Genomic DNA, 25,130 nt, shown 5'->3' with positions numbered 1-25,130 from the left:
CCAATGCGGGGCGGACACAGTCCAGCTCCCCTCCCCCTCGCCAGGCCACGAGCTGGACGCGACCCGGCTTCCCTCCCCCGAAATCCGCTACCGCGTCGCGGCCCGGCGCGCTGGCGTCCGCCCCTTCACGGTCCGGTGCGCCTGCGCCTTCATCGCCGGCATGCGCCGCGCCTTGTGCGCCCGTGCCTTCACCGCCGGCAAGCGCCGCGCCTTGTGCGCTCGTGCCTTCACCGGGCCCCGGCGCGCATAGCCCGCGGGCCGCATTGCCTTCTTCGCCACCACCGCCTTCTTGCGCTGCGCCGTGGCACGGGCCGCGGGCCGCAGCGTTCTCTTCACTGCCGGCCGTTTGCGCATTGTTGGCCTCGCCTTGCGCGCTGGCACCATCTCCATCCGCCGAAGCTGCGACTCGAAGCGCGTCAGCGCCTTGCGGAACAGGGCCGCCTTGCGCCGCGTGTCCATGCGCCCGCCGATCACACGGCTCCCCATGGGGACGCGCATCGCCTCACGGCGCAGCCGGCGCGCCAGCTTCTCGTACTGGTCCACCATGCCGCGCGCGCGCCGCACCATCCCCATCAGCTCGCGCCGGGACAGCTCCATCAGGTTGCGCGGCGCACTGGCCAGCACCAGCCGCATCTCCCGCGCGTTCATCAACGCCGTCCCCGTCTCCCGCATCTTGCGCATGTCCGCCCCCTCCCTCGGGTTCGCCAAACAGTCGCAACGTTTGGGGCCCCAGCCGACAGCGGCAAGGAGGACGCGGCCGGGGCCTGCCCCACCGCCCGTCCCCGCGGAACAGGGCTGCTGTCCTGCACTCAGCCGGACGCGCTCGCCGGCGGCGCGTCCAGCAGCACCGCCAGCTTCTCCAGCGCCAGCCGCGCACGCGTCTTCACCGTCCCCAGCGGCTGGCCCGTCTTCTTCGCGATCTCACTCTGGGACAGCCCGTCGAAACACCCGAGCAGCACCACCTCGCGCTGCTCCGGCGGCAACTGCGCCATCGCCGCCCGCACCCGCGCCTGGTCCTGCGCCGCGGAGGCGGAGTCATCCGGTGACGGCGGCGTCGCGCTCACCGGGGGCGGCTGCTGCGCCACCCCATCCACCATCCGCGACACCGTGCCCAGCGAACGCAGCCGGTCGATGGACCGCGTGCGCGCGATGGTCGTGACCCACGTCTCCAGTCCGCCGCGCGCCGGGTCGAACTCGCGCGCGCGCCGCCAGACCTCCAGGAAGGTCTCCTGCAGCACCTCTTCCGCGTCCGCCCGCGTAGGCAACAGCCTGACCCCGATGGCGAACGCCCGCGCGGAACACCTCGCGTAGACATCTCGCATGGCCGCGGCGCTGCCGAGTGCCACCTGCTTCAGCAGGTCGCGGTCGGCCGACTGGTCACTCGCTTGCTGAGCAGCGGAGTCGTTGGGCGCCATGTTCGTCCCGGATACCGCAACCGGAGGGGCGGATCCCAGCTTCAACTATCGGAGCCCGTCTACCCAGTTCCTCGGGCTGGGCGACCGCTCCCTCCGTTCCTAACGTTGACAGGCCAACGCGACCAGGCGGCAGCCATCTTCAATCATCAACACCCGCGCAATGCCGCCTGGAGCCACTGACTCAGAGTCCTATAAGGGGCCGCCAGCCGATATGACCGAACGACTCGGAAGCGTGTTCATCGAGAACGTCCAGCCAGAGCTGGACGCGGGGCGCTACGCCATCAAGCGCGTCGCCGGGGAGAGCCTCACCGTCCGGGCGGACATCTTCAAGGAGGGCCACGACGTCCTCGTGGCCGTCGCCCGCTGGCGCCAGGTCACCCCTGCTGCCCAGAAGACGGACTGGGCTGAGGTCCCTCTCGCCTTCAAGAACAACGACGCCTGGGAAGGCTCCATCCCGCTCGCGAAGAACGGCCGCTACGAATTCACGATTGAAGCCTGGCCGGATCTCTTCCGCACGTGGGCGCACGAGCTGAAGCGCAAGGTGGACGCCGGCCGTGACGTGAAGAGCGAGCTGCTGGAGGGCGCTGCCCTGCTGGAAGGCGCCGCCGCTCGCGCCAAGGGCAAGTCCGCGGAGGACCACCGGCTGCTCGCCGAGGCAGGGGCCCGCCTGCGCACGCCGCCCACGCCGGACCACCTCCTCGCCGCGCTGTCTTCCGAGCTGGCGGACGCCGCGTCACGGCATCCGGACCGCACGCTCGCCAGCAAGTACGACAAGGTGCTGGAGGTGTTCGTGGACCGGGAGAAGGCGCGCAACGCCGCCTGGTACGAATTCTTCCCCCGCTCCGCGAAGCGCGACGGCAAGACGCACGGCACCTTCAAGGACGCGCAGGCCTGGCTGCCGTACATCCAGAAGCTCGGCTTCGACACCGTCTACCTGCCGCCCATCCACCCCATCGGGCGCACCGCTCGCAAGGGCAAGAACAACAGCCTGCGCGCGGAGCCCGGTGACGTGGGCAGCCCGTGGGCCATTGGCGCCACGGAGGGCGGCCACAAGGCCGTGCACCCGGAGCTGGGCACGCTGCAGGACTTCCGCGCGTTCGTGGACGCGGCGAAGGCGCACGGCATTGAAGTGGCGCTGGACCTGGCCTTCCAGTGCTCCCCGGACCACCCGTACGTGAAGGAGCATCCGGAGTGGTTCCAGCACCGCCCGGACGGCACCATCAAGACGGCGGAGAACCCGCCCAAGCGCTACGAGGACATCGTCAACTTCGACTGGATGGGCCCCGCTCGGGATGCCCTCTGGAAGGAGCTCAAGTCCGTCGTCCTGCACTGGGTGGACAATGGCGTGCGGACCTTCCGCGTGGACAACCCGCACACCAAGCCCATGCAGTTCTGGCACTGGCTCATCCGGGAAGTGCAGGACCTGCACCCGGACGTGCTCTTCCTGTCCGAGGCCTTCACCCGCCCCAAGGTGATGAAGGCCCTGGGCAAGGTGGGCTTCACCCAGTCGTACACGTACTTCACCTGGCGCCTCTTCAAGGACGAGCTGCGCACGTACCTGGAGGAGATCACCCAGCCGCCCGTGGCGGACTACTTCCGCGGCAACCTCTGGCCCAACACGCCGGACATCCTCCCGGAGAACCTCCAGAACGCGGGGCCCGGCGCCTTCCGCGTGCGCGTGGCGCTGGCCTCCACGCTGTCGTCCGTGTGGGGCATGTACTCGGGCTACGAGCTGTGCGAGGGCCGCCCCGTGCCGGGCAAGGAGGAGTACCTGGACTCGGAGAAGTACCAGCTCGTCGCCTGGGACTGGGACCGGCCGGGCAACATCTCCGGATGGATTTCCAGGCTCAACGCCATCCGTAAGGCGCACCCCGCGCTCCAGCACTACCAGGCGCTGCGGTTCTTCGAGTCCGACAACGACCGCGTCCTCTTCTACGGCAAGCGCTCACCGGACGGCCTCAGCACGGTGCTGGTGGCGGTGAGCCTGGATCCGTATGCGCCACAGGAAGCCCTGCTCCGCGTGCCCATGGAATGGCTGGGCGTCACCGCGGAGGAGACCTATCAGGTGCAGGAGCTGATGGCTGATCAGCGCTCGCTCTGGCAGGGCCCGGACGTGCAGGTGCGCCTGACGCCCGAACAACCCGCGGCCATCTGGGCCGTGTACCGCTACCGCCGCACCGAACACGCGTTCGACTACTTCGAGTGACTCCCTCCGAGAGGCGTATGGACCTGGATCCGCTTTGGTACAAAAAAGCGCTCATCTACGAGCTGCACATCCGCGCATTCCATGACTCGAACGGGGACGGCCACGGGGACATCCCGGGCCTGATTGAAAAGCTGCCGTACCTCCAGGACCTGGGCGTGGACTGCCTGTGGCTCCTGCCGCACTACCCGTCTCCGCTGCGCGACGACGGCTACGACATCGCGGACTACTACGGCATCCACCCGGACTACGGCACGCTGGCGGACTTCCAGCGGCTGGTGGAGGAAGCCCACAAGCGCGGGCTGCGCATCATCATCGAGCTGGTGGTGAACCACACCAGCGACCAGCACCCCTGGTTCCAGGAGGCGCGCAGGGACCCCAAGAGCCCCAAGCGCAACTGGTACGTCTGGAGCGACACGGACGAGTCCTACAAGGGCGCGCGCATCATCTTCACCGACACGGAGCGCTCCAACTGGACGTGGGATCCGGTGGCCAAGCAGTACTTCTGGCACCGCTTCTTCAGCCACCAGCCGGACCTGAACTACGACAACCCCGAAGTGCAGGAAGCCATGCTGGACGTCATGCGCTTCTGGCTCAACATGGGCGTGGACGGGTTCCGCTGCGACGCAGTGCCCTACCTCTTCGAGCGCGAGGGCACCAACTGCGAGAACCTCCCGGAGACGCACGCGTTCTTGAAGAAGTTGCGCAAGACGATCGACTCCGAGTACCAGAACAAGGTGCTGCTCGCGGAGGCGAACCAGTGGCCCGCCGACGTGCGCGTGTACTTTGGCGAGGGCGACGAGTTCCACATGGGCTTCCACTTCCCGGTGATGCCCCGCCTCTTCATGGCGGTGCGCCGCGAGGACCGCACGCCCATCGTGGAAATCATGCAGCAGACGCCGGACATCCCGGAGTCCTGTCAGTGGGCCATCTTCCTGCGCAACCACGATGAGCTGACGCTGGAGATGGTGACGGACGAGGACCGGGACTACATGTACCGGGAGTACGCCACCGACCCGCGCATGCGCATCAACCTGGGCATCCGCCGCAGGTTGGCGCCGCTGATGGACAACGGCCGGCGCCGCATCGAACTGATGCACAGCCTGCTCTTCACCCTGCCCGGCACGCCGGTCCTCTACTACGGGGACGAGATCGGCATGGGCGACAACATCTACCTGGGCGACCGCAACGGCGTGCGCACGCCCATGCAGTGGACCGGTGACCGCAACGCGGGCTTCAGCCGCGCGGACTACGCGCGCCTCTTCGCGCCCGTCATCGCGGATCCCGTCTACGGCTATCAGTCCATCAACGTGGAGGCCCAGGAGCGGCAGAAGTCCAGCCTGCTCCAGTGGGTGAAGCGGATGATTGGCATCCGCCAGCGCTACCCCGTGTTCGCCATGGGCACCTTGCGCTTCCTCACCACGGAGAACCGCAAGGTGCTGGCCTTCGTGCGGGAGTGGGAGGGCCAGACGGTGCTCGTCGTGTGCAACCTGTCGCGCTTCGCGCAGCCGGGCGTGCTGGACCTGCGCGAGTTCGAAGGCAGCATCCCCGTGGAATTGATTGGAGAGACGCCGTTCCCCCGCATCAGCGACCTGCCCTATCAGCTGTCGATGGGGCCTTACATGTTCCTGTGGTTCCGGTTGGATAAGCCGCTGCAGGCGAAGGAGTAACCCCGCGTGACCCCCCTGGACCTGACCAAGCTGCCAGACTTCCTCAAGGCCCAACGTTGGTTCGCCGGAAAGGCGTGGCCCATCAAAAGTGTCAGCGTGGCGGACCACGTGAACATGGACCTGGGCACGTGTTCCTTCACCCTGGCCATCATCGAAGTCGTCTACGAGCTGGGGAATCCGGAGCGCTACCAGCTCCAGGTCCGGCACACGGCCGACGGACTGGTGAGCGCGCTGGAGGACGACGACTGCGTGCGCGCCGTCTTCAACCTCGCGCGCGAGGGCCGGCAGGTGGTGTCCGGCTCCGGCCGCGTGGTGGGTGAATGGATCGCCTCCACGGACAGCGGCGTGGCGCTGCCGGATCCGCTCTCCGTGCGCCGGCTCAACGTGGAGCAGAGCAACACCTCGCTGGTGCTGGGCGAGCGGGTCATCGTCAAGGTCATCCGCAAGCTGGAGGCCGGCGTGAACCCTGAATACGAGGTGGGCCGATTCCTCGCGACGAAGACGTCCTTCCGCGCGACGCCGCAGCTGGTGGGCGCGCTGAACCTGGAGGGCCCCGCGGGCGCGACACTCGCGCTGGCGCACCGCTTCGTGCCTGACGCCGTGGACGGCTGGAAGTACACGCTGGAGCGGTTGCGCCAGGAGAAGGCGCTGAGCGAGCGCTTCCTCGGGGACATGCGCGATTTGGGCGCGCGGCTGGGAGAGCTGCACAAGGCCTTCGCCTCCGCGGAGCCGGAGGACCTGGCGTTCTCCCCGGAGCCGCTGCTCCAGGAGGACCTGCAGCGCTGGAGCGCGTCCATCGTGGGCGAGCTGGGCGTGACGCTGGCGGACGCCGGCCGGCTGCACGCGGACCTGGAGAACAAACGCGACGGCCTCATCGCGTACGCGAAGCGGCTGGCGCAGGTGGCGCCCTCCGGCCAGAAGATCCGCATCCACGGCGACCTGCACCTGGGCCAGGTGCTGCGCTCGGAGGGCCAGTGGCTGTTCTTCGACTTCGAGGGCGAGCCGTCCCGCTCCTTCACCGCGCGCCGTGAGAAGTACAGCGCGCTGCGCGACGTGGCGGGGATGATCCGCTCGTTCGACTACGCGGAGGCCACCGTGTCGCTGGAGGGCGGCCAGCCGCGCGGGCGCGTGGGCCCCACCCGCGACGCTTTCCTGGAGGGCTACCGCCAGGCGACGCGCGGCGCCCCCTTCCTGCCCGACAGCGATGAAGCCTTCAACGTGATGTTGCGCGCCTTCGAACTGGAGAAGCTGTTGTACGAAGTGCGCTACGAACTCGCCAACCGGCCGGACTGGGTGCGCATCCCCGTCGAGGCCCTGTTGCGGATGGAGGATGCCCAGTGAGGAAGCCTGCGGACAGAGCACAGGTGGACGCGGAGCTGCAACGCGTGGTGGAGCTGCGCCACCCGGAGCCCCACTCCATGTTGGGCGTCCACCCGGACGGCGACGCGGTGGTGGTGCGCGCCTACCGCCCGGAGGCCGTGGCCATCCACGTCCTGCCGGAGTTCGGCGGCAAGGTGCCCATGCAGCACCGCACCGGCGGCGTCTTCGAGGCGCGCATCAACGGCCGCACGGAGCCCTTCAGCTACCTGCTGGAGGTGGAGTACCCGGGCAAGAAGGTCTTCACGCTGCGCGACCCGTACAGCTTCCTGCCCACCATCGGGGAGATGGACCTGTACTTCGCCGGCGAGGGCCGCCACGAGCGGCTCTGGGAGCGCATGGGCGCGCACCTCATCCACCACAACGGCGTGAAGGGCACGTCGTTCGCCGTCTGGGCCCCCACCGCCCGGGGCGTGTCCGTCGTGGGTGACTTCAACGGCTGGGACGGCCGCCTGCACGCCATGCGGCGCATGGGGTCCTCCGGCATCTGGGAGCTGTTCATCCCGGAGGTCGGCGAGGGCACCCGCTACAAGTTCGAAATCCGGCCCGGCCACGGCGGCGGCGCGCTGCTCAAGGCGGACCCCTTCGCCTTCCGCACGGAGACGCCGCCCGCCACCGCGTCCGTGGTGCACGACCTGCAGCGCTACACCTGGGGCGACAGCGCGTGGCTGGAAACGCGTGAGAAGCACGTGGACGCGGCCCAGCACCCGTGGAGCGTGTACGAGGTCCACCTGGGCAGCTGGCGCCGCGTGGTGGAGGACGGCGACCGGCCCATGACGTATCGCGAGCTGGCGCCGGAGCTGTCTCGCTACGCGAAGGAGCTGGGCTTCACGCACGTGGAGCTGCTGCCCGTGTCCGAGCACCCCTACGGCGGCTCCTGGGGCTACCAGGTCGGTGGCTACTACGCGCCCACCTCGCGCTTCGGCCACCCGGACGACTTCCGCTACCTGGTGGACTACCTGCACCAGGAGGGCATCGGCGTCATCGTGGACTGGGTGCCGGGCCACTTCCCGCGCGACAGTCATGCGCTGGGCCAGTTCGACGGCACGTCCCTCTACGAGCACTCGGATCCACGCCAGGGTTCGCAGCCGGACTGGGGCACGCTCGTCTTCAACTTCGGCCGCAACGAGGTGCGCAACTTCCTCATCGCCAACGCGCTGTTCTGGCTGGAGGAGTACCACATCGACGGGCTGCGCGTGGACGCGGTGGCCTCCATGCTCTACCTGGACTACAGCCGGAAGCACGGCGAGTGGGTCCCCAATCGCTGGGGCGGCCGCGAGAACGAAGAAGCCATCCAGTTCCTGCGCGAGCTCAACGACACCATCCGCCGCAAGCACCCGGGCGTGGTCGTCATCGCGGAGGAGTCCACCGCGTGGCCCAAGGTGTCTCAGCCCGTCAGCGAGGGCGGCCTGGGCTTCCACTTCAAGTGGAACATGGGCTGGATGCACGACACGCTGTCGTACTTCTCCAAGGACGCCGTCTACCGGCAGTTCCACCACAACCAGCTCACCTTCGGCCTGCTGTACGCGTTTAGCGAGCACTTCATGCTGCCGCTGAGCCACGACGAGGTGGTGCACGGCAAGGGCAGCCTCTACGGGCGCATGCCGGGCGACGCGTGGCAGAAGCGCGCCAACCTGCGCGCGCTGTTCGCGTGGATGTGGGCCCACCCGGGCAAGAAGCTGCTCTTCATGGGCGGCGAGTTCGGCCAGCCGGCGGAGTGGAACCACGACAAGAGCCTGGACTGGCACCTGCTCAATGACCCGGGCCACAAGGGCATCCAGAACCTGGTGGGCGACCTGAATCGCATCTACCGAGACCTGCCCGCGCTGTACGACTCGGACAGTGAGCCCATCGGCTTCCAGTGGCTGCAGCCGGACGCGTCCGCGGCGAACGTGTTGGCCTTCGTGCGCCGCTCGCGCACGCCCGGCCGTCACGTGGTGTGCGTGGCCAACATGTCGCCGGTGCCTCGCGAGGATTATCGCGTGGGCTTCCCGCTCCACGGCCGTTATGTGGAGCTGGTCAACACCGACGCCGGGGAGTACGGCGGCAGTGGCATGGGCAACCGGGGCCAGGTGCACACGGAGCCCACGGGCTGGGACGGCCAGCCCGCGTCCGCGACGCTCACCCTGCCCCCGTTGTCGGTGGTGTGGTTCACGCCGGGGTAGCAGCAAGCCCCGGCCTCACGGAAAGGACCTGGGGCATGGCGGCAGGAGCAGCGGCGAAGCGGAAGCTGGGAACGACGGGCCTGGAGGTGTTCCCGCTGTGTCTGGGCGGGAACGTCTTCGGCTGGACGGCGGACGAGGCGACCTCGTTCGCCGTGCTCGACGCGTTCGTGGAGGGCGGCGGCAACTTCGTGGACACCGCGGACGTGTACTCGCGGTGGATCCCCGGCCACGTGGGCGGCGAGTCGGAGACGGTGCTGGGCAAGTGGATTGCCTCGCGCAAGGCGAAGGACCGCCTGGTGGTGGCCACGAAGGTCGGCGCGGAGACGGCGCTGGGCAAGGGCCTCACGCGCGAGCACATCGAGAAGAGCGTGGACGCGTCCCTGCGCCGGCTGGGCGTGGAGCGCATCGACCTGTACTACGCGCACTACGACGACCCGAACACGCCCTTCGAGGAGACGCTCCGCGCTTTCGACGCGCTGGTGAAGGCGGGCAAGGTGAAGGCGCTGGGCCTGAGCAACCACACCGCGGAGCGCGCACAGGAGGCCCTGGACACGCAGAAGCGGCTGGGGCTCGCGCGCTACCAAGTGATTCAACCGGAGTACAACCTGGTGGAGCGCCCGAAGTTCGAGGGCGCGCTCCAACAGGTGAGTGAGAAGGAAGGCCTGGCCGTGGCGCCCTACTTCGGGCTCGCCGCGGGCTTCCTCACCGGCAAGTACCAGGAGGGACAGCCGGCACCGGCCTCACCGCGCGCGGGCAACGTGCTCAAGAAGTACGGCAACGCGCAGGGCTGGGGCGTCGTCGCCGCGTTGAAGAAGGTGGCGGAGCGCCGGGGTGCCACGCCGTCGCAGGTGGCGCTCGCGTGGCTCGAGACGCGACCTACCGTGGTGGCGCCCATCGCCAGCGCCACGTCCGTGCCGCAGGTGAAGGAGCTGCTCGGGGCCTTCTCCCTGAAGCTGGAAGCGGACGACCTGCGCGAGCTGGACAGCGCGTCTTCGAAGTAGCGCCGTCTAGCCTTCGTCCGTGACGAGGACGGTCTTCAGACGTGCCAGGATGGGCTCTGGCACGTCGGTGAAGGACAGGCCCACCTCGAAGCGGGCCACGGCGTCCTTGGGTAACTTGATGGCCCAGACGATGCGCGCCGTACATTCCAGCGAGCTGCCGTCCGGAAGGAACAACTCCAGATCCAGACGCGAGCCCACGTCCTGCGGATCATCCGAGTAGATGCGCGCGCCCCCGAGGCTGACGTCGAGCACCTGCTTCTTTTCGCCCACCTTCATGCGCGCGGGGCGCGAATAGAGGGGCGCGTGGATGCGGGGGAAGGCGCGGCGATCGATGTGAGAGGTCATCTGGAGTGTCACGTTCCGCCATCCTACCGTGCCTGTCACGAAACGGCACATCGCCCTCCCAGGCGAGGAGGCGGGCCGGTGGGTCGGACCACCTCCTCCGTGGGTTCGCGGCAACCCTACCCAGGAGTACTGCCCAGCCCCTCCAGCTCCGGTGCGTCCCGAGCCAGCTCGTCGCAGATGAGCGATTGGATGCGGAAGGCCAGCCGAGCCTCCTGGACCAGCTCCTGGGCCTCGCCCTCCGTCAGCGGCACCTCGTCCAGCCGGGCCACCAGCCGGCTCTGGAAGGCGAGCAGCTCCGCGGCGGACACCGCGTTGTAGAAGGCCGTGCCCCGGCCGTTCTCCAGCTCGAACGCCTGCGCGATGAGCTCCGAGCGCTGGGGGGCGGTGTAGAGGTCCTGGACGCAGCGGGCCCAGGCATGGGCGATGAGCAGGTGCGGGGCCTCGGCCGCCACTTCGCGGATCCGCTCGGCGTGCAGCCGCGTCTCCGCGCAGGCGAAGGGCTTCGTGCGCGTGTCGCCGCAGAACCAGTCCAGGTCCGCCAGCAACGCGGAGGCCCGCCGCAGCTCCGGCAACCGCAGCACGCGCGTGAGCGGGCCGTCCTTGAGCGCCGGCAGCGCGGACTCCAGCGCCTCGTAGACGACGTGCAGTTGGCGCAGGTGGTTCACGTAGTGCCGCGCCCGCACGAACTGGCCATAGACGCCGCCGTTCCACGAGCCTTGGAAGAGCGCTTCCAGGAAGGTGGACTGCTCCGCCTGGCGCCGAGCGATCCCCGTCCCCTCCTCCAGCCGCAGCGACAGCCGCTGCGTGGACGGGAGGGCCTCGAGGGCCGTGGACGCGGAGGACAGGCGCTTGTCCCTCGCGGAGCGCTCGAAGCCGCCCCAGCGGATCGTGCCCCGGACGGTGCTCACTGCTTCCACCCGCTGGTGGGCGCCCCGTGGGCGGCGGCGGGAGCCGGCTCCTGCGCTTCCGCCTCGTGCGCGGGCGCGTGCGGCATCTCCAACTGGTGGATGGCCTCCACCAGGGTGTGGCCCAGCGCGCGCAGGACGTCCTCCTCCAGGCGCAGCGTCACCGGCCCCACCGCCAGGTGGATGTGCCCACAGCTGCACCGCGTCACTTCAGCGCACGGGCCTCGCGCCAGCACCGCCCTGCAGCATCCCTGACCGAGCATCGCGTTCTCCAGATGATTTTGATTATCGAAATCAAAATCATGAAGCCACAACGCCCTTCCGCCGTCAAGCCCGGTCCACCCCGTTCTGATCCGGAGACCGGCGGTCAACACCACAAAGACAGACACGGAATACGCCAAACAAAGACAACAATCACAGTCAAATCCATATGTTTGTATTTATTTGATTCATGTTTCACCCGAAATCACTGCCTGGTCTTTTGTTCATGTAGGCATGACTCTTTACTGGCACCGCGAAACTCCCTGAAGGTTTGTTCAGGCCCGTTCAGGGGTGCTGGGGACGACAAGAAAAGTGGCTGAAGGTTTGTTCAGGTCGCGTTCAGTCGGAGAACGCGGTTAGGAAAAGACGACCATGCGGCGACCCCTCGTGCTGACGACCTTCCTGGGCCTGGCGTGCCTCCAGGCCGGCTGCAAGTCCAACTCGACGAACGCCCCGGAGCCCTCCCCTTCGCTCCAGGACTCAGGCGTGGTGGACGCGGGTCAGCAACCTGTCTCCTGGAACCTCCAGGCGGCGCAGGTCCAGGTTCCGGAGGGCATGCGGGGCGCTCCGTTCAACGTGCCGCGCTCCCTGAACATCCCATCAGGCATGTCCGTAGCGGTCTGGGCGCGGGTGCCGGGCGCGCGCTTCATCGCGTTCTCGCCGGAAGGCACGCTGCTCGTCTCCGTTCCCGGCCAGAACAAGGTGATGCAGGTGCGTCCTCGACAGGACCAGGCGCCAGAGGTGACGCAGTGGGCGGGTGGACTGGGCCGGCCCCACGACATCGTCTTCCACGAGCGCGACGGACAGGTGTGGGTCGTCCTGTCGGAGAAGGACCGCGTCACGCGCTCGCGCTGGACGCCCGGTGAGACGACGCGCGGCGTGGTGGAAACGGTCGTCACGGGACTGCCGGACGCGTCCCTCCCGGAGCTGCACGGCGCCTACGGCCACGAGCTCAAGAACCTGGCGGTGGACTCCCAGCACCGCGTGTACGTGGCCATCGCGTCCACCTGCAACGTGTGCCTGGGCGACACCACCAGCGACCCGCTGCGCGGCGCCATCTACCGGTGGGACTGGAGCGGCGGCTCACGCGAGCTGTTCGCCCGGGGCCTGCGCAACGCGGAGGGCCTGGCGTGGGAGCCGGGCACCGACACGCTGTGGGTGGCGGTCAACAACCGCGACAACACGCCCTACCCGTTCGATGACGGCACCGGGAAGTACGGCAAGGTCATTCCGGAGTACGTGGACAACCACCCGCCAGAAGCCCTCACCTCCGTGCGGCAGGGCGGCCACTACGGCTGGCCCTTCTGCAACTCCAACCCGGACTCCCCCAGCGGCCTGAAGCACATGCCCCTGGACCGCGACTACAACCTGAACCGGGACGGCTCCAGGGCGGACTGCGCCGCGCTGGACAAGGCGGACCAGGGCATCCAGGCGCACTCGGCGCCCCTGGGCCTGACGTTCTTCGACCATGGGGAGCTCAACCCGGCGTGGAAGCGCGGCGCGCTGGTCGCCTACCACGGCTCATGGAACCGCACGGAGCGGACCGGCTACAAGGTCACCGTCTTCCCGTGGGACCTGGCCACGCACCAGCCCACGCAGGAGGTGGACCTGGTCACGGGCTTCAAGAGCCCGGACCTGAGCGTGTGGGGCCGGCCGGTGGACGTGGCCCTGGCCCCGGGCGGCGGCTTCATCGTCAGCGACGACGCCGCCGGTGCTCTCTACCGCGTCGCCCCCACCGCCCGGCCGTAGCCCGGCGGCGAGCGACTCAGCGCGACTCGCCGCGCGCCAGCTTCTCCACGTAGTCCGCGGGCAGCCCGGCGCTCTTCGCACCGCGCACCAGCGCCTCCACGAAGCGAGGGCTCACCGGCCCGTCAGACGACGCACGGCGCGGGTTGGTCACGAACGCGGTGGCCTCCACCTCCCGGCCATCCACGCGCACGCGCACCGTGCGCTCCACGCACATGCTGGTGACGAAGCCCTCCTTGTGCTGGACGATGGGCCAGTCCTTGCCGGGGATCTCGAAGAGCCGGCCGTACACGCGCGCACCCGGCGCGTCCGTCAGGCCCGCCACCCGGCCGCCCCACCAGCGCGACGGGAAGTCGTACACGAGGTCCACGTCCAGCGCCTCGGCGAGCTGGCCCTCCGGCAGCTCGAAGAAGCCGTAGCTGTGCTGCTGCCTCCACTCCTCGAAGGCGGCCCGGTCCAGGATGGTCGAGTACGCGAAGTAGAGCCGGGGCGCGTTCGCGTCCGCCTGCTCGCGCGCCTTCATCACCTGGTCGTAGTGCGAATCCATTGTGTGTCCTCCCGCTGCTACCGCTCGCCCTTGCCGCGAGACAGGGCGCCGTCGCGGAACGCGCCCAGCACCCCGCCCACGTCCAGGCGGGACGTCTTGATGAACAGCCGCAGCGCGCGCTCCACGTGGTCGGCCAGCACGGCCATGCGCTCCAGCCGCCGCAGCTTCTCCGCCTGCACGCCGGCAGCACCCTCCGCCAGCCGGCGCGCCTCGGACAGGTCCGCGCGGATGCGGGTGACGAAGGCCGCCTCGCGCTCCTCCACCACGTGCGTCACCATCCGCACCAGGTCCGTCTCCGCCGCGTAGCGCCACACCGTGTCTCGCGGCACGCGCACCCGCTGGATGACGCCCCAGTGCTCCAGGTCGCGCAGCAGCATGGACACGCCGCCCTTGGACAGGTCGAGCTCGCGTTCAATCTCACCGGCCGTCAGGGGTTCGCCGCGCAGGTAGAGCAGGCCCCACACGCGGCCCTGGTTGCGCTTGAAGCCCCAGAACTCGATGACGTTGCCCACCGCCTCCACGGCGATGGCTTCCCATGGCGCCAGCCGTCCGTTCTCCGGCGGCGCGACGGTCTTCTGGCTCCCGGGATCCCCCCCCGTCCACAGGTAGCCCTTCATGCAGCGCGTCCCTTCACCTGCTCCGCGATGCCCTCCGACAGCCGGTGCGCCCAGCTCATCAGCTCCGCGCCTGCGGCGTCGTTCGCGAAGGGCCCCAGCTTGTCGAGCGCCGCTTCGATTTCGACGTTCATCATCTCCATGGACGCCTCCACCGCGCCGGCGGCCTCGATGGCGGCGCCAATCTCCCGGGTGCGCTCCGGGGTGATGACGGAGAACGCCCACGCGTCCTTGAGCTTGCGGCGCAGGGACTCGTCCCGCGACACCGCCAGCAGGATGGGCAGCGACGGCGTGCGCGAGTGCACGTCCGCGTACCGGGGCTTGCCCACGTCCGTGCCCAGGATGTCCCGGATGTCGTCGGCGATCTGGAACGCCACGCCCAGGTGCCGGCCGAACGCGTCGAAGCGCGCCTGCGCCTCCGGCTGCTCCCCCAGCGTCGCCGCGGCCTTGCCGCACCAGCCGAACAGCGACCCCGTCTTGCCCTCGGCGATGTAGCGCAGCCGCGTGAGCGGCAGGTTCATGTCGCCGCGCGCCTCCACCTCCGCGATGGCCGCGCGGGTCATCTCCGTGACGATGGCCAGGCCGCTCTGCACCAGGCGCGCGTCCAGCAGGGACAGCCGCGACAGCGCCGTGGACAGGATGAGGTCGCCGCTCATCACCGCGACGATGTTGCCCCAGCGCGCGTTCACCGTCGGGCGGCCCCGGCGGAACATGCCCGCGTCCACCACGTCGTCATGCAGCAGGCTGGCCGAGTGGATCATCTCCGCCGCCACACCCACATCCACCAGCCGTGCGGCCGGCACACCCACCACGCCACCGAACAGGCGGACGAGCATGGGGCGAGCCCGCTTGCCCCCGGCCCCCAGGCACAGATGGCGCGCCGCATCCATCAGCGTGTCACCCTTCACGTCCGGGCCGACGTCGCCATCCGCGAGCAATTCGGTCAGACGCTGCTCCACCTGCCCCAGAAACTCCGTCAGCTCGTGAGCGACATCCATGTGCGCGGTCTCCTTCCGGGTCGTTCATATAGTTCAAGACCGCGTGAACTGCACCTGAATCCCTTCCGCCCTCCAAGCGAGCGGACAGCGGGCTGAAAGCGATGAATAAGCCCGGTTGGTAGCCGGCCGGGCGCGGGGGAGTCCTTGGAGGTCCGATTGAGAGGGAATGCGAGGCCGTGGGAAACGAATCCCAGTGTCCGCCGCCTTCCGTCGCCGCCTCGTCCAGAGCTTCGCTTCCCTCGCCACCGGCGTCCCCCTCTTCCGCCCTGGCGCCTCGCTGCCCGGCGCGTCCGCGCCCCTCCTGGGAGCCCCTCCGCCCCTGGACGGCCACCGCGGCCCGCCCCTGCACCGGCGCCTCCGTGCGTCGCTGAAGGTTTCCATTGTGGAGGGGATGTTCGCGGAGGTGTTCACCGCGTGCGCGGGTCCTACCGTGCTCACCGCGTGGGCCATCGCGCTGAAGCTGGGGCCCTTCCTGGTGGGCGTGATGACGGCGCTGCCGTTCTTCGCGCAGTTCGTGCAGTTCCCCGCCGCGTGGCTCACCCTCTGCTTCGGCCACCGGCGGGTGGCGCTGACGGCGGTGTGCCTGTCCCGGCTGGCCCTCTTGCCCATGGCGCTGTTGCCGTGGCTGGGCCTGTCCCTGGAGGGGCAGCAGCACCTGCTGCTCGCCGTGGCCGGGGCGTCCGCGCTGCTGGCGGTGGTGGGCAACAACGCGTGGGTGGCGTGGATGGGGGAGCTCGTCCCCGGCGCCGTGCGGGGCCGCTTCTTCGGCAAGCGCACCGCGCTCACCACGCTGATGGGCACCGGCGCGACGCTCACCGCGGGCCTGCTGATGGACCGGCTGAAGGGGCTGGATGGGGTGGGCGTGGCGCTGCCGCTGCTGGCGCTCGCCGCCTGCGTCATGGGCGTCGTCACCACGCTGATGATGGCCGCGCAGCATGACCCGGCGCCCCCGAGCAACGCGCCGAAGCTGGAGCTCAAGGCGGCGCTCCTGCCCTGGAAGGACGACGGGGCCCGGCGGGTGCTGCTGTATCAGGTGGCGTGGAACGCGGCGGTGGGCGTGTCCGCGCCCTTCTTCGCGCTGCACAGTCTGCAGAACCTCAAGATGACCTTCGTCATCATGGCCCTGCACGCGGCGGCGGTGGCGGGCGTGCGCGTGCTGACGGCGCCCCTCTGGGGCCGCGCCATCGACAAGCTGGGCGCACAGCCGGTGCTGATGCTCTGCTCGCTGGGCATCAGCGCCATCCCCATGCTGTGGCTCTTGCCCTCTGCGGGGACGCTCTGGCCGCTGCTGTTCGACGTGCTGCTGGCGGGCGCGCTGTGGAGCGGCCACGGCCTGGCCATCTTCGCGCTGCCCCTGACGGTGGCGCCGCGCCGCGGCCGGCCCTTCTACCTGGCGGCCTTCGCCACCGCGGGCGGGCTGGCCTACGCGGCGGCGGCGGCCCTGGGCGGGGCGCTGGCGGCGCGCGTGCCCCAGCAGTTCATGCTGGGCGGGCACCTCTGGGTGAACCTGCACGTGCTCTTCGTCGTGTCGTCGGTGGCCCGGCTGGGGGCCGCCTTCCTCGCGGCCCGGGTGAACGAACCCGGCGCCGCCACCACGCGCACCGTGGCCCAGGTGGTGGAGCGGTTTCTGCCCCGCCTCCGCCCGGTTACAGCCGGTAGTCGCGCACCATCGCCGCCACGCGCTCCGACAGGAGCTTGAGCGACACGGCGGACTCGCTGGTGGTGGCGATGCGCTTCACCGTGTCGCCCATCACCGTGTTGAGCTCGTTGACGGCGGTGAAGATCTGCTCGATGCCGGTGGCCTGCTGGTTCACCGTCTGCGAAATCTGACGGGCGGACACCACGCTGTCCCGCACGATGGAGGACAGCTGGCGCAGCGTGTCCCCGGACGTGCGCACCTGGGCCAGGCCCGTCTCCATGCGCTGCGTGCCCGCGGCCGTGATCTCCACCGTGGCGAAGATGGCGGTGCTGATGTCCGCCAGGATTCCGCGCACCTGGTTCGTCGCGCGGATGGACTGGTCCGCCAGGCCGCGGATTTCCCGGGCCACCACCGCGAAGCCCTTGCCGTGCTCTCCGGAGCGCGCCGCCTCGATGGCCGCGTTCACCGCGAGCAGGTGGGACTGGTCCGCCAGGTCCTTCACCGTCTCCGTGATGCCGGAGATCTGCTCGGTGCGCTCGCCCAGGGCCATGATGCGCTCGGCGATCTGCTCCACCTGCGCGCGCAGCGCCACCATCCCCTCGATGCTCTCGGTGATGGCGATTTCGCCCGTCTTGCCCAGCACCTCCGCGCGCTCCGCCACGTCGATGACCGTCTCCGCCGCGCGCGACGCCACCACCGACGTCTGGCGGATCTCCTGCGCCGTCACCTGCGTCTCCTGCAGCGCGGCGGCGTGGCGGGACACCATCTCGTTCTGCCGCCCCGCGGAGTCGTTCAGGTGGTCCACCGAGCCGCGCAGCAGGTCCGACGAGCCCTGCAGCTGCTGCAAGAGGTCCTTCACCTTGGACACCATCAGGGAGAAGGCCTTCGACAGCTGGGCCACCTCGTCCGAGCCCTCCACGCGCACCGTCTCGCGCAGGTCGCCGTGCTCCGCGATGCGCTGGGCGGCCGCCGTCAGCTGCACCAGCGGCGCCGCCACCCGGCGCGCCAGCACGATGCCCACGACGACGAAGAGCGCGAGCGCCAGCACCATCACCACGCTCACCCCGGTGGTGATGGCCCGCACCTGCGCGCGCGCCGAAGTGCGGTTGAAGCCCACGTGCACGGTGCCCGCGCCGTTCGCGAAGCGCGAGCTCACGTCCAGGAGCTCCGCGTCCCGCACGTAGAACGTCGCCTCACCCTGTGCGCGCGCCAGCCGGTCGCGCAGCTCCCGCATCGCCGTGGCGTACTCGCCCGCCACCGCGCGCAGCTGCCCCGTGCCATCGAAGACGGCCACGTAGGCCACCTGGTGGTGGCGGACCGCCTGATCCAGCACCGCCTGGAGCGCCTCCGTCTGGCCCCCGGGCATCGCCGCGGGCAGCGTGGCCGCCAGCGCCGCGGGCAACGCGCCTCCCACGTCCCGGCCCTGCGCCTCGAAGGCGGAGCTGACGCGCGGGATGAGGTAGCCGAAGAAGAGGACCGTGAAGAACAGCGCCACCAACAGCGGCGCCAGCGTGAGCTTCTGCGAAAGAGAGAGTCGCATCCGGGAGCGGCGCCAAATCCAGAGGAAGTCTGGGAAACGTAGCCCCCCTGGACCATCCAGTGAGGTGCTGCATTGTGGACATCCCAGAGGAGCCGGCGCAATGGCTCCGCGCATCCCAGCCCGTGAAAGTCAGACACCGCGCCCTGGGTAGCGACGAACCCGGGGCGCGGGCGTCATCCCGGCTTGAGTCAGCCGGCCTTGCGGTTGTTGGAAGGCGCGCTCTCGTCCCACTTCTCCATCAGGGTGTTGGACGGGAGGGTCTCATCCAGCAGCTTGCGCGCGGCCTCGGCGCCGGTGACGGGCAGGCCCTTGCGGTCAATCAGGCCCAGCTGCACCAGGACGGCGGCCTGATCCCAGTAGATGTGCTCGTGGTAGAGCTTGTCGCCGCGGAAGTTCACCACCGCCACGAAGGCCGCCTCCACGTACTTCCCGGTGGGCGGGATGCCCGGGAGCATCCAGTCCATCTCGATGTCGTGGGTGAAGCTGAAGATGAACTCGTCCACCACGCGGTCGGCACCCACGGTGCGCGACAGCAGGGTCATCTTCGTGTCCTTGGGGTTGGCGTGCACGAAGTGGTTTTCGTAGAAGCGGTGCAGGTACTCCGCGCCCACGCCACCCGTCATCACCGGCACGCTGTTGACGTACGGGTGCGCCACCATGGTCTTCATGGTCGCGTCCGCGTCGCGGGCGGCGAACTCCAGCTCCGTGTGCTTGTCCCAGAGCGCGGCCAGGTCGTAGCGCGGCCCCATCACGCGCTTGAGCAGCGCGAGGGTGCGCGTGTGCGCCGTCATCATCGAGGGCCGGTGCCAGGCCGGCGACCCCTCGCGGAAGAAGCCGTGGCGCACGCCCTGGTACACGTACAGCTCCACGTCGACGCTGACGTGCTGCTTCACCCGCGCCACCGCGGCCGGAGGCACGAAGCCGTCCCACTCCGCGTAGTGGACCACCATGGGGGCCGCGTTCTCACCACCCTGCGCGAGCACGTCCTCCATGCCGGGCGCGCAGTAGGCCACCGCGCAGTCCACGTGCGCGTGCGCCGCCAGCTGCGCGGCCAGCGTCCCACCCAGCCCGTAGCCCAGCGCGCCGACCTGCTTCTTGCCCCGCAGTCCCACCACCTCCGGTAGCGAGCGCGCCCAGGCCACCACCGGCTTCAGGTCCACCTCTTCAGGTTCTCCTCGCGAGGCGAGGTCGGGCACCACCACCACGTAGCCCTCTTCACTGAAGCGCTCGGCCATCAGCTTCAGGTGGGCGTTTCCCTCGAACGCCTCCACCATCAGCAGCAGCAGGGCCGGACCCGTTCCAGAGGCGGGGCGTCGCACCCACGCACGAATCGGGTCGCTTCCTTCCACGGGAATCCACGTCGAGTTGTCGTTCATTTGTCGCGCACCCTCCCCAAAGCGGACACATTTCACGCCCGGACGGACTGCCTCCCGGGCGTCTGGCATTGTAGCAAACCCTCCACATGCTTGCCTCATCTTATGAGAGGTTTTGATGTGGATGGATTGTTGTATGCCTTTCATGTGCAGTAATCAGCCACCACTGCAATGCACTGTCGGTGACGCGAACAGCCTTGTGTCTCACGCCGTCATCGGCGTGGAGACGCCCGCGCACGCGGAGTGCGCGCGTGTCTCAACCAAAGCCTGACGCGGAAGACAGAGAGAGAAGATCGTACCGACGTCCGGGGTCGATTCCACCCGGAGGGTGCCGCCGTGGGTCTCCACGATGCTACGCGCGATGTAGAGCCCCAGGCCCAGGCTCTCGCGCTGGCCCGCGCCGTCGCCTCGGCGGAAGGGCTGGAAGAGCGTGGGCAGGAGGTGCTCGGGGATGGGCGCCCCGGCGTTCTGGACCTCCAGATGGACGGCGTCCGCGCCCTGTTCATAAGTGCGCAGTCTCACGGGTGTGTCTCGCGGGCTGTACTTGAGCGCGTTGTCCAGCAGGTTGGCCACCACCTGCGCCAGCCGGTCCAGGTCCCACACACCCGGGAGGCTGTCGCGGGCGAAGTCGCACAGGATGGAGCGCTCCGGTTTCGCCGCGCGCAGCTCGTCCACGACCTTGCGGCACAGCTCGTTGAGGTCGCCCGCGCCCGGCACCACCGGGATGCCGCCGCCCACGCGCGCGCGGGTGAAGTCCAACAGCTGATCCACGATTCCCTGGATGCGCTCGCCGCCCCGGGCCACCCGCTCGAAGGCCTTGCGCTGGGCGTCCGGTAGCACCTCGCGCGACAGCTGGGCGTTGGCCGTGGTGAGGATGGCCGCGAGCGGCGTACGGATGTCGTGCCCCACGATTCCCACCAGCTGCTGCTCGAGCTCCGTCGCGCGTTGCAGCTCCTCCTCCACGCGGCGGCGCTCCGCCAGCTCCAGCGCCTGCTGCCGCAGCTTCTCTCCGCGCAGGTACAGCTCCACGAACACCGACACCTTGGCGCACAGGATGTTCGGATCCACGGGCTTGAGCAGGTAGTCCACCGCGCCGTATTCGTAGCCCCGGGTGACGTAGGCCGCCTCACGGCTGAGCGCGGTGATGAAGAGGATGGGCAGGTGCTTCGTGCGCTCGCGGGCGCGCACCAGGCGCGCCGTCTCCAGGCCGTCCAACCCCGGCATCTGCACGTCCATCAGCACGCACGCGTACTCGTCCAACAGCAGCGCCTTCAGCGCCTCGTCGCCTGAGCGCACCGACACCACCTGCTGACCGAGCGGCTCCAGGATGGCCTCCAGGGCGAGCAGGTTCGCCGGCGTGTCATCCACCAGGAGGACGCGCGCGCGGGGCGCATCGGGCGCGTCGTCGGTGCGGCGGTGAGACAGGTCGGAGACTGCGGTGAGCACGGGCGTCCTGGGAACAGAAGGCGTCAAGGAGGCGTTCACTCGGTCGTTGGGGGTGGAGCGGCTCAGCGGGCGGACACGAGGCCGGGGCCCCGTAGGTGTCCACCGGATGTCGAGCGCCCGCTTCCAACACAGCCCCTTCGCCGCCTTGTTCCCTGCACCTGTATTCAAAAGCCACAGCAAGACAGGAATTCGCAATCAAAACTGACCCGTTGCAATTCCTGTCAGGGGCGTAGACTCCGCGTACATGACGCTCCCGGTTCCTCGCACCCTGCTGCTCGGCCCCACTGACTTACGCGCGCTCGTGGAAGGCGTGGGCCTGGACGTCCTGATGGACGAGCTCATCCACGCACTCACCGTGGCCTTGAGGGAGTTCGACGAGTCCGTCCTGCAGGTCCCCAAGCGGGAGGGCTTCCAGGTGGTGAGCGACTCGCGGCCTTCTGGGACGATGGGCTGGATGCCCGCCCTGCGGCGCGGGGACAGCCTGACCGTGAGGGTGTCCGCCTCCCTCCCCGGCAACCGGGGTGACTCGGGAATGCCCACGCTCGTCGCATCACACAGCGTCTATGACGTGAAGACGGGCCATCTGGTGGCGGTGATGGACGGGGTGTTCGCCACGGCGCTGCGCACCGGCGCGGCGTCGGCGGTGGCCAGCCGCTACCTGGCGTCTCCGGACAGCCGGGTGCTGGGGCTGGTGGGCTGCGGCGCGCAGGCCGTGTCTCAGTTGCATGCGCTCAGCCGCGTGTTCCGGTTGGATCAGGTGCTGGTGCACGACATCGATCCGGACGCGGCGCGCTCCTTCGTGCGGCGCGTGGCGTTCCTGGGGCTGGACGTGCGGCCCACGCTGCTGCCGGACCTGGAGATGCGCTCGGACATCCTCTGCACCGCGACCACCGTCGCCCCGGGCGCGGGGGCCGTCATCTCCGGCCACGCGCTCCAGCCGCACGCGCACGTCAACGCGGTGGGCTCGGACCAGCCGGGCAAGGCAGAGCTGCCCCTGGCGCTCTTGCGCCGCAGCCTCGTCGTGCCGGACTTTCCCGCGCAGGCCCGCCAGGAGGGCGAGTGTCAGCAGCTCCACCCGGACCAGATTGGCCCGGACCTGGCCACCGTGGTGCAGCAGCCGGAGGAGTTCGAGGGCTGGCGCGAGCGCAACACCGTGTTCGATTCCACCGGCCACGCACTGGAGGACCACGTGGTGACGCGCCTGCTGTTGGAGCACGCGCGCCGCATGGACCTGGGCACCCTGGTGTCGTTGGAGGCGCTGGGTGGAGACCCGTTGGATCCGTACTCGCAGGTGCGGCCTGACGCGGCCGGACGCGCCGAGTCGCCGCGCCGCGCCACCGGCAGCTGACGTTCCGCGGAGGACAGGCCGCCCCTCCGGATTACATCCAATTCCGCGTGAGCCGCGTAATGCCGAACACGCATGCACGCGCGCATCCCTTCGCAGTGGTTCCGGCGGCTCGCGCTGGGACTGACCCTGACGGCGGCACCGCTCCTGGCCGGCTGTGGCCAGACGCCCTCGGCGGAGCGCGTTCCCTTCACGCCAGCTGCTGACAGCACGGTGCTGGAGCACGTCCCGGCGACGGCGACGGATGCGAAGGCCCGGGAGCGCGCCGCGCTGCGACGGGCCTTGGCCTCGCGCGCGGATCAACTGGACCTGGCGCTGCGGCTGGCGCGGCTGGACATCGAGGAGGGCCGGGCCTCTGGCGACCCTCGCTACCTGGGCTGGGCGCAAGCGGCGCTCGGGCCCTGGTGGGACGCGGAGCCACCACCTCCGGGCGTGCGCCTGCTGCGCGCCACCATCCTCCAGGGGCGCCATGAGTTCCCCGCCGCACTCGCGGACCTGGATGCCCTGGTGCGCGAGACGCCCGATGACGCGCAGGCGTGGCTCACGCGCGCCGTCGTCCTGGGCGTGAGGGGTGCGCACGCGGAGGCCCAGCGGAGCTGCGCGATGCTGGCGCCGCTCGCGGGCACGGTGGCAGGCGCCGTGTGTCAGGCGCAGGTGATGAGCCTGTCGGGGCGCTCCAAGGATGCGTACGCGTTGCTCTCCGCCGCGCTGGCGCGGGGCACCCACGGGACGGAAGAACAGGCCTGGGCGCTGTCCACGCTTGCCGAGGCCGCCGCACGAGCCGGGGACACCGAGCGCGCCACGAAGCTCTTCGCCCGCGTGCTCGCGATGGATCCTTCGGATGCATATTCGCGCGCGGCATATGCGGATCTGCTGCTGGACCTGGGCCGTCCGCGCGACGTCATCGCGCTGACAAAGGACCACGGTCAGGACGACAACCAGCTCCTGCGCCGCGTGCTCGCGGAATCAGCCCTGGGCACGCCGGAGGCGCCCGCGCTCGCGGCCGAGCTGGCTTCGCGCCACGAGGCCAGCCACCTGCGCGGCGATTCACTGCACGCGCGCGAGGAGGCCCGCTTCGCGCTCCACGTCCAGAAGGACGCCGCGAAGGCGCTGAAGCTGGCGCTCGCGAACTGGGAGGTGCAGCACGAGCCGTGGGACGCGCGCATCCTCCTGGAGTCCGCGCTCGCGCATGGCACGCCCGCCGACGCAGCCCCCGTCGTTCGGTTCCTGGAAGCCAGCGGCGCGGAAGACCCCGGTCCCCTGGCGCTCTCGGAGCGCGTGCGAAAGGCCCTCCGATGAAGGCCCTGACCCTGGCGGTGGTGTTGCTCCCCCTCGTGGCGCTGGCCCACAAGCCGAGCGACAGCTACCTGCACCTGGACCGCGCGGGTGATGGCTTCACGGGCCGTTGGGACGTGGCCCTGCGCGACCTGGAGGAGGTGCTCGTCCTGGACGCGGACGGTGACGGCGCCATCACCTGGAGCGAGCTGCGCGGGCGCCAGTCGGACGTCGCGGGCTATGCGCTCGCCCGGCTGAAGCTGTCAGCCGAGGGCGCTGCGTGCCCGCTGACTCCGGCCTCCGCGCTGCGCGTGGTGCGTCACTCCGACGGGGCCTACGCCGTCGTGGACTTCACCGCCGCGTGCCCGTCCGCGCCCCGTGTACTGGACGTGGACTACGCGCTCCTCTTCGACCGCGACCCGCAGCACCGGGGCATCGTGCGCGTGGGCAGCGACGGCGCCGGCGAGCCCCTGGTGCTCTCCGCCACGCGCCACACGGCCCAGGTGTCCATGGAGGGCCTGTCGCCCTGGCGGCGCTTCGGACAGATGGTGCACTCCGGCGTGGAGCACATCTGGGCGGGCGTGGATCACCTGCTCTTCCTGCTGGCGCTGCTGCTGCCGTCCGTCCTGCGGCGCGACACGGCCACGGGGCGCTGGGTGCCGGTGGGCGACTTCGGCTCAGCGATGAAGGACGTGGTGAAGGTGGTGTCCGCGTTCACGCTCGCGCACTCGCTGACGCTGAGCGCCGCGTCCCTGGGTTGGGTCGCCCTGCCCTCGCGGCTGGTGGAGTCCGCCATCGCGGCGAGCGTCATCGTCGCCGCGCTCAACAACGTCTTCCCGCTGATGGACCGCACGCGGTGGCTGGCGGCGTTCGCGCTGGGGCTCCTGCACGGCTTCGGCTTCGCGTCCGTGCTGGCGGACCTGGAGCTGCCCGCGGGCAGCCTCGCGGTGACGTTGTTCGGTTTCAACGTCGGCGTGGAACTGGGACAGCTCGCATGTGTCGCTGTGTTCCTGCCCGTGGCGTTCCTCCTGCGAGACACGCGCGTGTATCGCCGTGCGTTGCTCGTGGGCGGCTCCGCGGTAATTGCCCTGGTGGCGTGTGCGTGGCTCTGGGAGCGCGCGTTCGGCGTGGCGCTGTCCTTCACCTGACGCACCTGCCCCGCGGGGCAGCAATTCGTCTCTTCCAGAAATCCGCGCGAATCCACGCGGCGTACTGGCTCTGTCCGGACGCAGGTCGCGCGCTGGCGCGACACCCGGGCAAGCCAC

Annotated in this window: 21 protein-coding genes; 10 read left to right on the top strand and 11 right to left on the bottom strand. The window is 69.7% G+C overall.

The window, feature by feature from the left end:
• Positions 1 to 87: 87 nt before the first annotated feature.
• Positions 88 to 681 (bottom strand): hypothetical protein, encoded by a 594-nt coding sequence (locus D7Y04_RS15730; protein WP_120596810.1) that lies wholly within the window; start codon positions 679 to 681, stop codon positions 88 to 90.
• Positions 682 to 809: 128 nt separating this feature from the next.
• The gene (locus D7Y04_RS15725; protein WP_121759829.1) at positions 810 to 1,415 is read right to left on the bottom strand and encodes a sigma-70 family RNA polymerase sigma factor; all 606 of its coding nucleotides are present in this window, start codon (positions 1,413 to 1,415) and stop codon (positions 810 to 812) included.
• A 211-nt stretch (positions 1,416 to 1,626) separates the two neighbouring features.
• Between D7Y04_RS15725 and D7Y04_RS15720 the strand changes: the two genes are divergently transcribed.
• Genes D7Y04_RS15720 through D7Y04_RS15700 form a run of 5 tightly spaced genes read left to right on the top strand, consistent with a single transcriptional unit; the run spans position 1,627 to position 9,831 of the window.
• Positions 1,627 to 3,621 carry an alpha-1,4-glucan--maltose-1-phosphate maltosyltransferase gene (locus D7Y04_RS15720; RefSeq protein WP_120596808.1) on the top strand — a complete coding sequence of 665 codons (1,995 nt, stop codon included), beginning with the start codon at positions 1,627 to 1,629 and terminating at the stop codon, positions 3,619 to 3,621.
• Positions 3,622 to 3,638: 17 nt separating this feature from the next.
• On the top strand, positions 3,639 to 5,288 hold the full coding sequence (treS, locus tag D7Y04_RS15715) for a maltose alpha-D-glucosyltransferase (protein WP_120596807.1): 1,650 nt from the start codon (positions 3,639 to 3,641) through the stop codon (positions 5,286 to 5,288).
• 6 nt (positions 5,289 to 5,294) lie between these two features.
• Positions 5,295 to 6,629, top strand: coding sequence for a phosphotransferase (locus tag D7Y04_RS15710; RefSeq protein ID WP_120596806.1), 1,335 nt, complete (start codon positions 5,295 to 5,297; stop codon positions 6,627 to 6,629).
• Positions 6,626 to 8,830, top strand: a complete 2,205-nt coding sequence (gene glgB / locus D7Y04_RS15705; protein ID WP_120596805.1) for a 1,4-alpha-glucan branching protein GlgB — start codon at positions 6,626 to 6,628, stop codon at positions 8,828 to 8,830. The genes D7Y04_RS15710 and glgB overlap by 4 nt, the downstream gene beginning before the upstream one ends.
• A gap of 35 nt (positions 8,831 to 8,865) precedes the next feature.
• Positions 8,866 to 9,831 (top strand): aldo/keto reductase, encoded by a 966-nt coding sequence (locus tag D7Y04_RS15700; RefSeq protein WP_120596804.1) that lies wholly within the window; start codon positions 8,866 to 8,868, stop codon positions 9,829 to 9,831.
• Between the two features lie 6 nt (positions 9,832 to 9,837).
• On the opposite strand, the gene D7Y04_RS15695 is transcribed toward D7Y04_RS15700, so the two are convergent.
• The 3 genes from D7Y04_RS15695 to D7Y04_RS15685 all read right to left on the bottom strand — a co-directional run bounded on the left by D7Y04_RS15695 (position 9,838) and on the right by D7Y04_RS15685 (position 11,344).
• A complete protein-coding gene (locus D7Y04_RS15695; protein WP_233601438.1) occupies positions 9,838 to 10,188 on the bottom strand; it encodes a PilZ domain-containing protein in 351 nt (116 codons plus the stop codon).
• A 104-nt stretch (positions 10,189 to 10,292) separates the two neighbouring features.
• Positions 10,293 to 11,084, bottom strand: a complete 792-nt coding sequence (locus D7Y04_RS15690; RefSeq protein ID WP_120596802.1) for a heme oxygenase (biliverdin-producing) — start codon at positions 11,082 to 11,084, stop codon at positions 10,293 to 10,295.
• Positions 11,081 to 11,344, bottom strand: a complete 264-nt coding sequence (locus D7Y04_RS15685; protein ID WP_120596801.1) for a hypothetical protein — start codon at positions 11,342 to 11,344, stop codon at positions 11,081 to 11,083. The genes D7Y04_RS15690 and D7Y04_RS15685 overlap by 4 nt, the downstream gene beginning before the upstream one ends.
• A 370-nt stretch (positions 11,345 to 11,714) precedes the next feature.
• Between D7Y04_RS15685 and D7Y04_RS15680 the strand changes: the two genes are divergently transcribed.
• On the top strand, positions 11,715 to 13,091 hold the full coding sequence (locus D7Y04_RS15680; RefSeq protein WP_121759828.1) for a sorbosone dehydrogenase family protein: 1,377 nt from the start codon (positions 11,715 to 11,717) through the stop codon (positions 13,089 to 13,091).
• 16 nt (positions 13,092 to 13,107) lie between these two features.
• Here D7Y04_RS15680 and D7Y04_RS15675 read toward each other — a convergent pair whose 3' ends face one another.
• The 3 genes from D7Y04_RS15675 to D7Y04_RS15665 are packed head-to-tail and all read right to left on the bottom strand — an operon-like array spanning position 13,108 to position 15,247.
• The gene (locus tag D7Y04_RS15675) at positions 13,108 to 13,635 is read right to left on the bottom strand and encodes a gamma-glutamylcyclotransferase (protein WP_120596799.1); all 528 of its coding nucleotides are present in this window, start codon (positions 13,633 to 13,635) and stop codon (positions 13,108 to 13,110) included.
• A gap of 17 nt (positions 13,636 to 13,652) precedes the next feature.
• Positions 13,653 to 14,252 carry a GbsR/MarR family transcriptional regulator gene (locus D7Y04_RS15670; protein ID WP_120596798.1) on the bottom strand — a complete coding sequence of 200 codons (600 nt, stop codon included), beginning with the start codon at positions 14,250 to 14,252 and terminating at the stop codon, positions 13,653 to 13,655.
• Positions 14,249 to 15,247, bottom strand: a complete 999-nt coding sequence (locus D7Y04_RS15665; protein WP_120576239.1) for a polyprenyl synthetase family protein — start codon at positions 15,245 to 15,247, stop codon at positions 14,249 to 14,251. Before D7Y04_RS15665 ends, D7Y04_RS15670 begins: the two co-directional genes overlap by 4 nt.
• Before the next feature lie 166 nt (positions 15,248 to 15,413).
• Between D7Y04_RS15665 and D7Y04_RS15660 the strand changes: the two genes are divergently transcribed.
• Entirely contained in the window at positions 15,414 to 16,946 is a 1,533-nt protein-coding gene (locus tag D7Y04_RS15660) for an MFS transporter (RefSeq protein ID WP_121759827.1), read from the top strand.
• Here D7Y04_RS15660 and D7Y04_RS15655 read toward each other — a convergent pair.
• The 3 genes from D7Y04_RS15655 to D7Y04_RS15645 form a co-directional block, all read right to left on the bottom strand.
• Complete coding sequence (locus D7Y04_RS15655) at positions 16,894 to 18,426, bottom strand: methyl-accepting chemotaxis protein (RefSeq protein ID WP_120576241.1); 1,533 nt, start codon at positions 18,424 to 18,426, stop codon at positions 16,894 to 16,896. The genes D7Y04_RS15660 and D7Y04_RS15655 overlap by 53 nt on opposite strands.
• Before the next feature lie 188 nt (positions 18,427 to 18,614).
• Positions 18,615 to 19,802 (bottom strand): alpha/beta fold hydrolase, encoded by a 1,188-nt coding sequence (locus D7Y04_RS15650; protein ID WP_233601437.1) that lies wholly within the window; start codon positions 19,800 to 19,802, stop codon positions 18,615 to 18,617.
• A gap of 201 nt (positions 19,803 to 20,003) precedes the next feature.
• On the bottom strand, positions 20,004 to 21,245 hold the full coding sequence (locus D7Y04_RS15645; RefSeq protein WP_233601436.1) for an ATP-binding protein: 1,242 nt from the start codon (positions 21,243 to 21,245) through the stop codon (positions 20,004 to 20,006).
• Between the two features lie 244 nt (positions 21,246 to 21,489).
• Between D7Y04_RS15645 and D7Y04_RS15640 the strand changes: the two genes are divergently transcribed.
• The 3 genes from D7Y04_RS15640 to D7Y04_RS15630 all read left to right on the top strand — a co-directional run bounded on the left by D7Y04_RS15640 (position 21,490) and on the right by D7Y04_RS15630 (position 25,013).
• Positions 21,490 to 22,593 (top strand): ornithine cyclodeaminase family protein, encoded by a 1,104-nt coding sequence (locus tag D7Y04_RS15640; RefSeq protein WP_121759826.1) that lies wholly within the window; start codon positions 21,490 to 21,492, stop codon positions 22,591 to 22,593.
• A gap of 72 nt (positions 22,594 to 22,665) precedes the next feature.
• A complete protein-coding gene (locus D7Y04_RS15635) occupies positions 22,666 to 23,889 on the top strand; it encodes a tetratricopeptide repeat protein (RefSeq protein ID WP_120597690.1) in 1,224 nt (407 codons plus the stop codon).
• Complete coding sequence (locus D7Y04_RS15630; protein ID WP_120597689.1) at positions 23,886 to 25,013, top strand: HupE/UreJ family protein; 1,128 nt, start codon at positions 23,886 to 23,888, stop codon at positions 25,011 to 25,013. Before D7Y04_RS15635 ends, D7Y04_RS15630 begins: the two co-directional genes overlap by 4 nt.
• Positions 25,014 to 25,130: the final 117 nt, after the last annotated feature.

The organism is Corallococcus sp. AB038B (assembly GCF_003668955.1).
In the GTDB taxonomy this organism is placed as follows: domain Bacteria; phylum Myxococcota; class Myxococcia; order Myxococcales; family Myxococcaceae; genus Corallococcus; species Corallococcus exiguus.
Note: the sequence above shows the minus strand (reverse complement) of the source record. Positions and strands in the feature narration are given on the sequence as shown.

What these genes read in the sequence shown, in the direction of transcription:
- D7Y04_RS15685 (WP_120596801.1), bottom strand. Translation starts at nt 11,344, where the DNA reads ATGCTCGGTCAGGGATGCTGCAGGGCGGTGCTGGCGCGAGGCCCGTGC.
- D7Y04_RS15680 (WP_121759828.1), top strand. Translation starts at nt 11,715, where the DNA reads ATGCGGCGACCCCTCGTGCTGACGACCTTCCTGGGCCTGGCGTGCCTC.
- D7Y04_RS15650 (WP_233601437.1), bottom strand. Translation starts at nt 19,802, where the DNA reads ATGAACGACAACTCGACGTGGATTCCCGTGGAAGGAAGCGACCCGATT.
- D7Y04_RS15675 (WP_120596799.1), bottom strand. Translation starts at nt 13,635, where the DNA reads ATGGATTCGCACTACGACCAGGTGATGAAGGCGCGCGAGCAGGCGGAC.
- D7Y04_RS15665 (WP_120576239.1), bottom strand. Translation starts at nt 15,247, where the DNA reads ATGGATGTCGCTCACGAGCTGACGGAGTTTCTGGGGCAGGTGGAGCAG.
- D7Y04_RS15630 (WP_120597689.1), top strand. Translation starts at nt 23,886, where the DNA reads ATGAAGGCCCTGACCCTGGCGGTGGTGTTGCTCCCCCTCGTGGCGCTG.
- D7Y04_RS15640 (WP_121759826.1), top strand. Translation starts at nt 21,490, where the DNA reads ATGACGCTCCCGGTTCCTCGCACCCTGCTGCTCGGCCCCACTGACTTA.
- D7Y04_RS15700 (WP_120596804.1), top strand. Translation starts at nt 8,866, where the DNA reads ATGGCGGCAGGAGCAGCGGCGAAGCGGAAGCTGGGAACGACGGGCCTG.
- D7Y04_RS15635 (WP_120597690.1), top strand. Translation starts at nt 22,666, where the DNA reads ATGCACGCGCGCATCCCTTCGCAGTGGTTCCGGCGGCTCGCGCTGGGA.
- D7Y04_RS15655 (WP_120576241.1), bottom strand. Translation starts at nt 18,426, where the DNA reads ATGCGACTCTCTCTTTCGCAGAAGCTCACGCTGGCGCCGCTGTTGGTG.
- D7Y04_RS15725 (WP_121759829.1), bottom strand. Translation starts at nt 1,415, where the DNA reads ATGGCGCCCAACGACTCCGCTGCTCAGCAAGCGAGTGACCAGTCGGCC.
- D7Y04_RS15660 (WP_121759827.1), top strand. Translation starts at nt 15,414, where the DNA reads ATGCGAGGCCGTGGGAAACGAATCCCAGTGTCCGCCGCCTTCCGTCGC.
- D7Y04_RS15730 (WP_120596810.1), bottom strand. Translation starts at nt 681, where the DNA reads ATGCGCAAGATGCGGGAGACGGGGACGGCGTTGATGAACGCGCGGGAG.
- D7Y04_RS15670 (WP_120596798.1), bottom strand. Translation starts at nt 14,252, where the DNA reads ATGAAGGGCTACCTGTGGACGGGGGGGGATCCCGGGAGCCAGAAGACC.
- D7Y04_RS15720 (WP_120596808.1), top strand. Translation starts at nt 1,627, where the DNA reads ATGACCGAACGACTCGGAAGCGTGTTCATCGAGAACGTCCAGCCAGAG.
- treS (WP_120596807.1), top strand. Translation starts at nt 3,639, where the DNA reads ATGGACCTGGATCCGCTTTGGTACAAAAAAGCGCTCATCTACGAGCTG.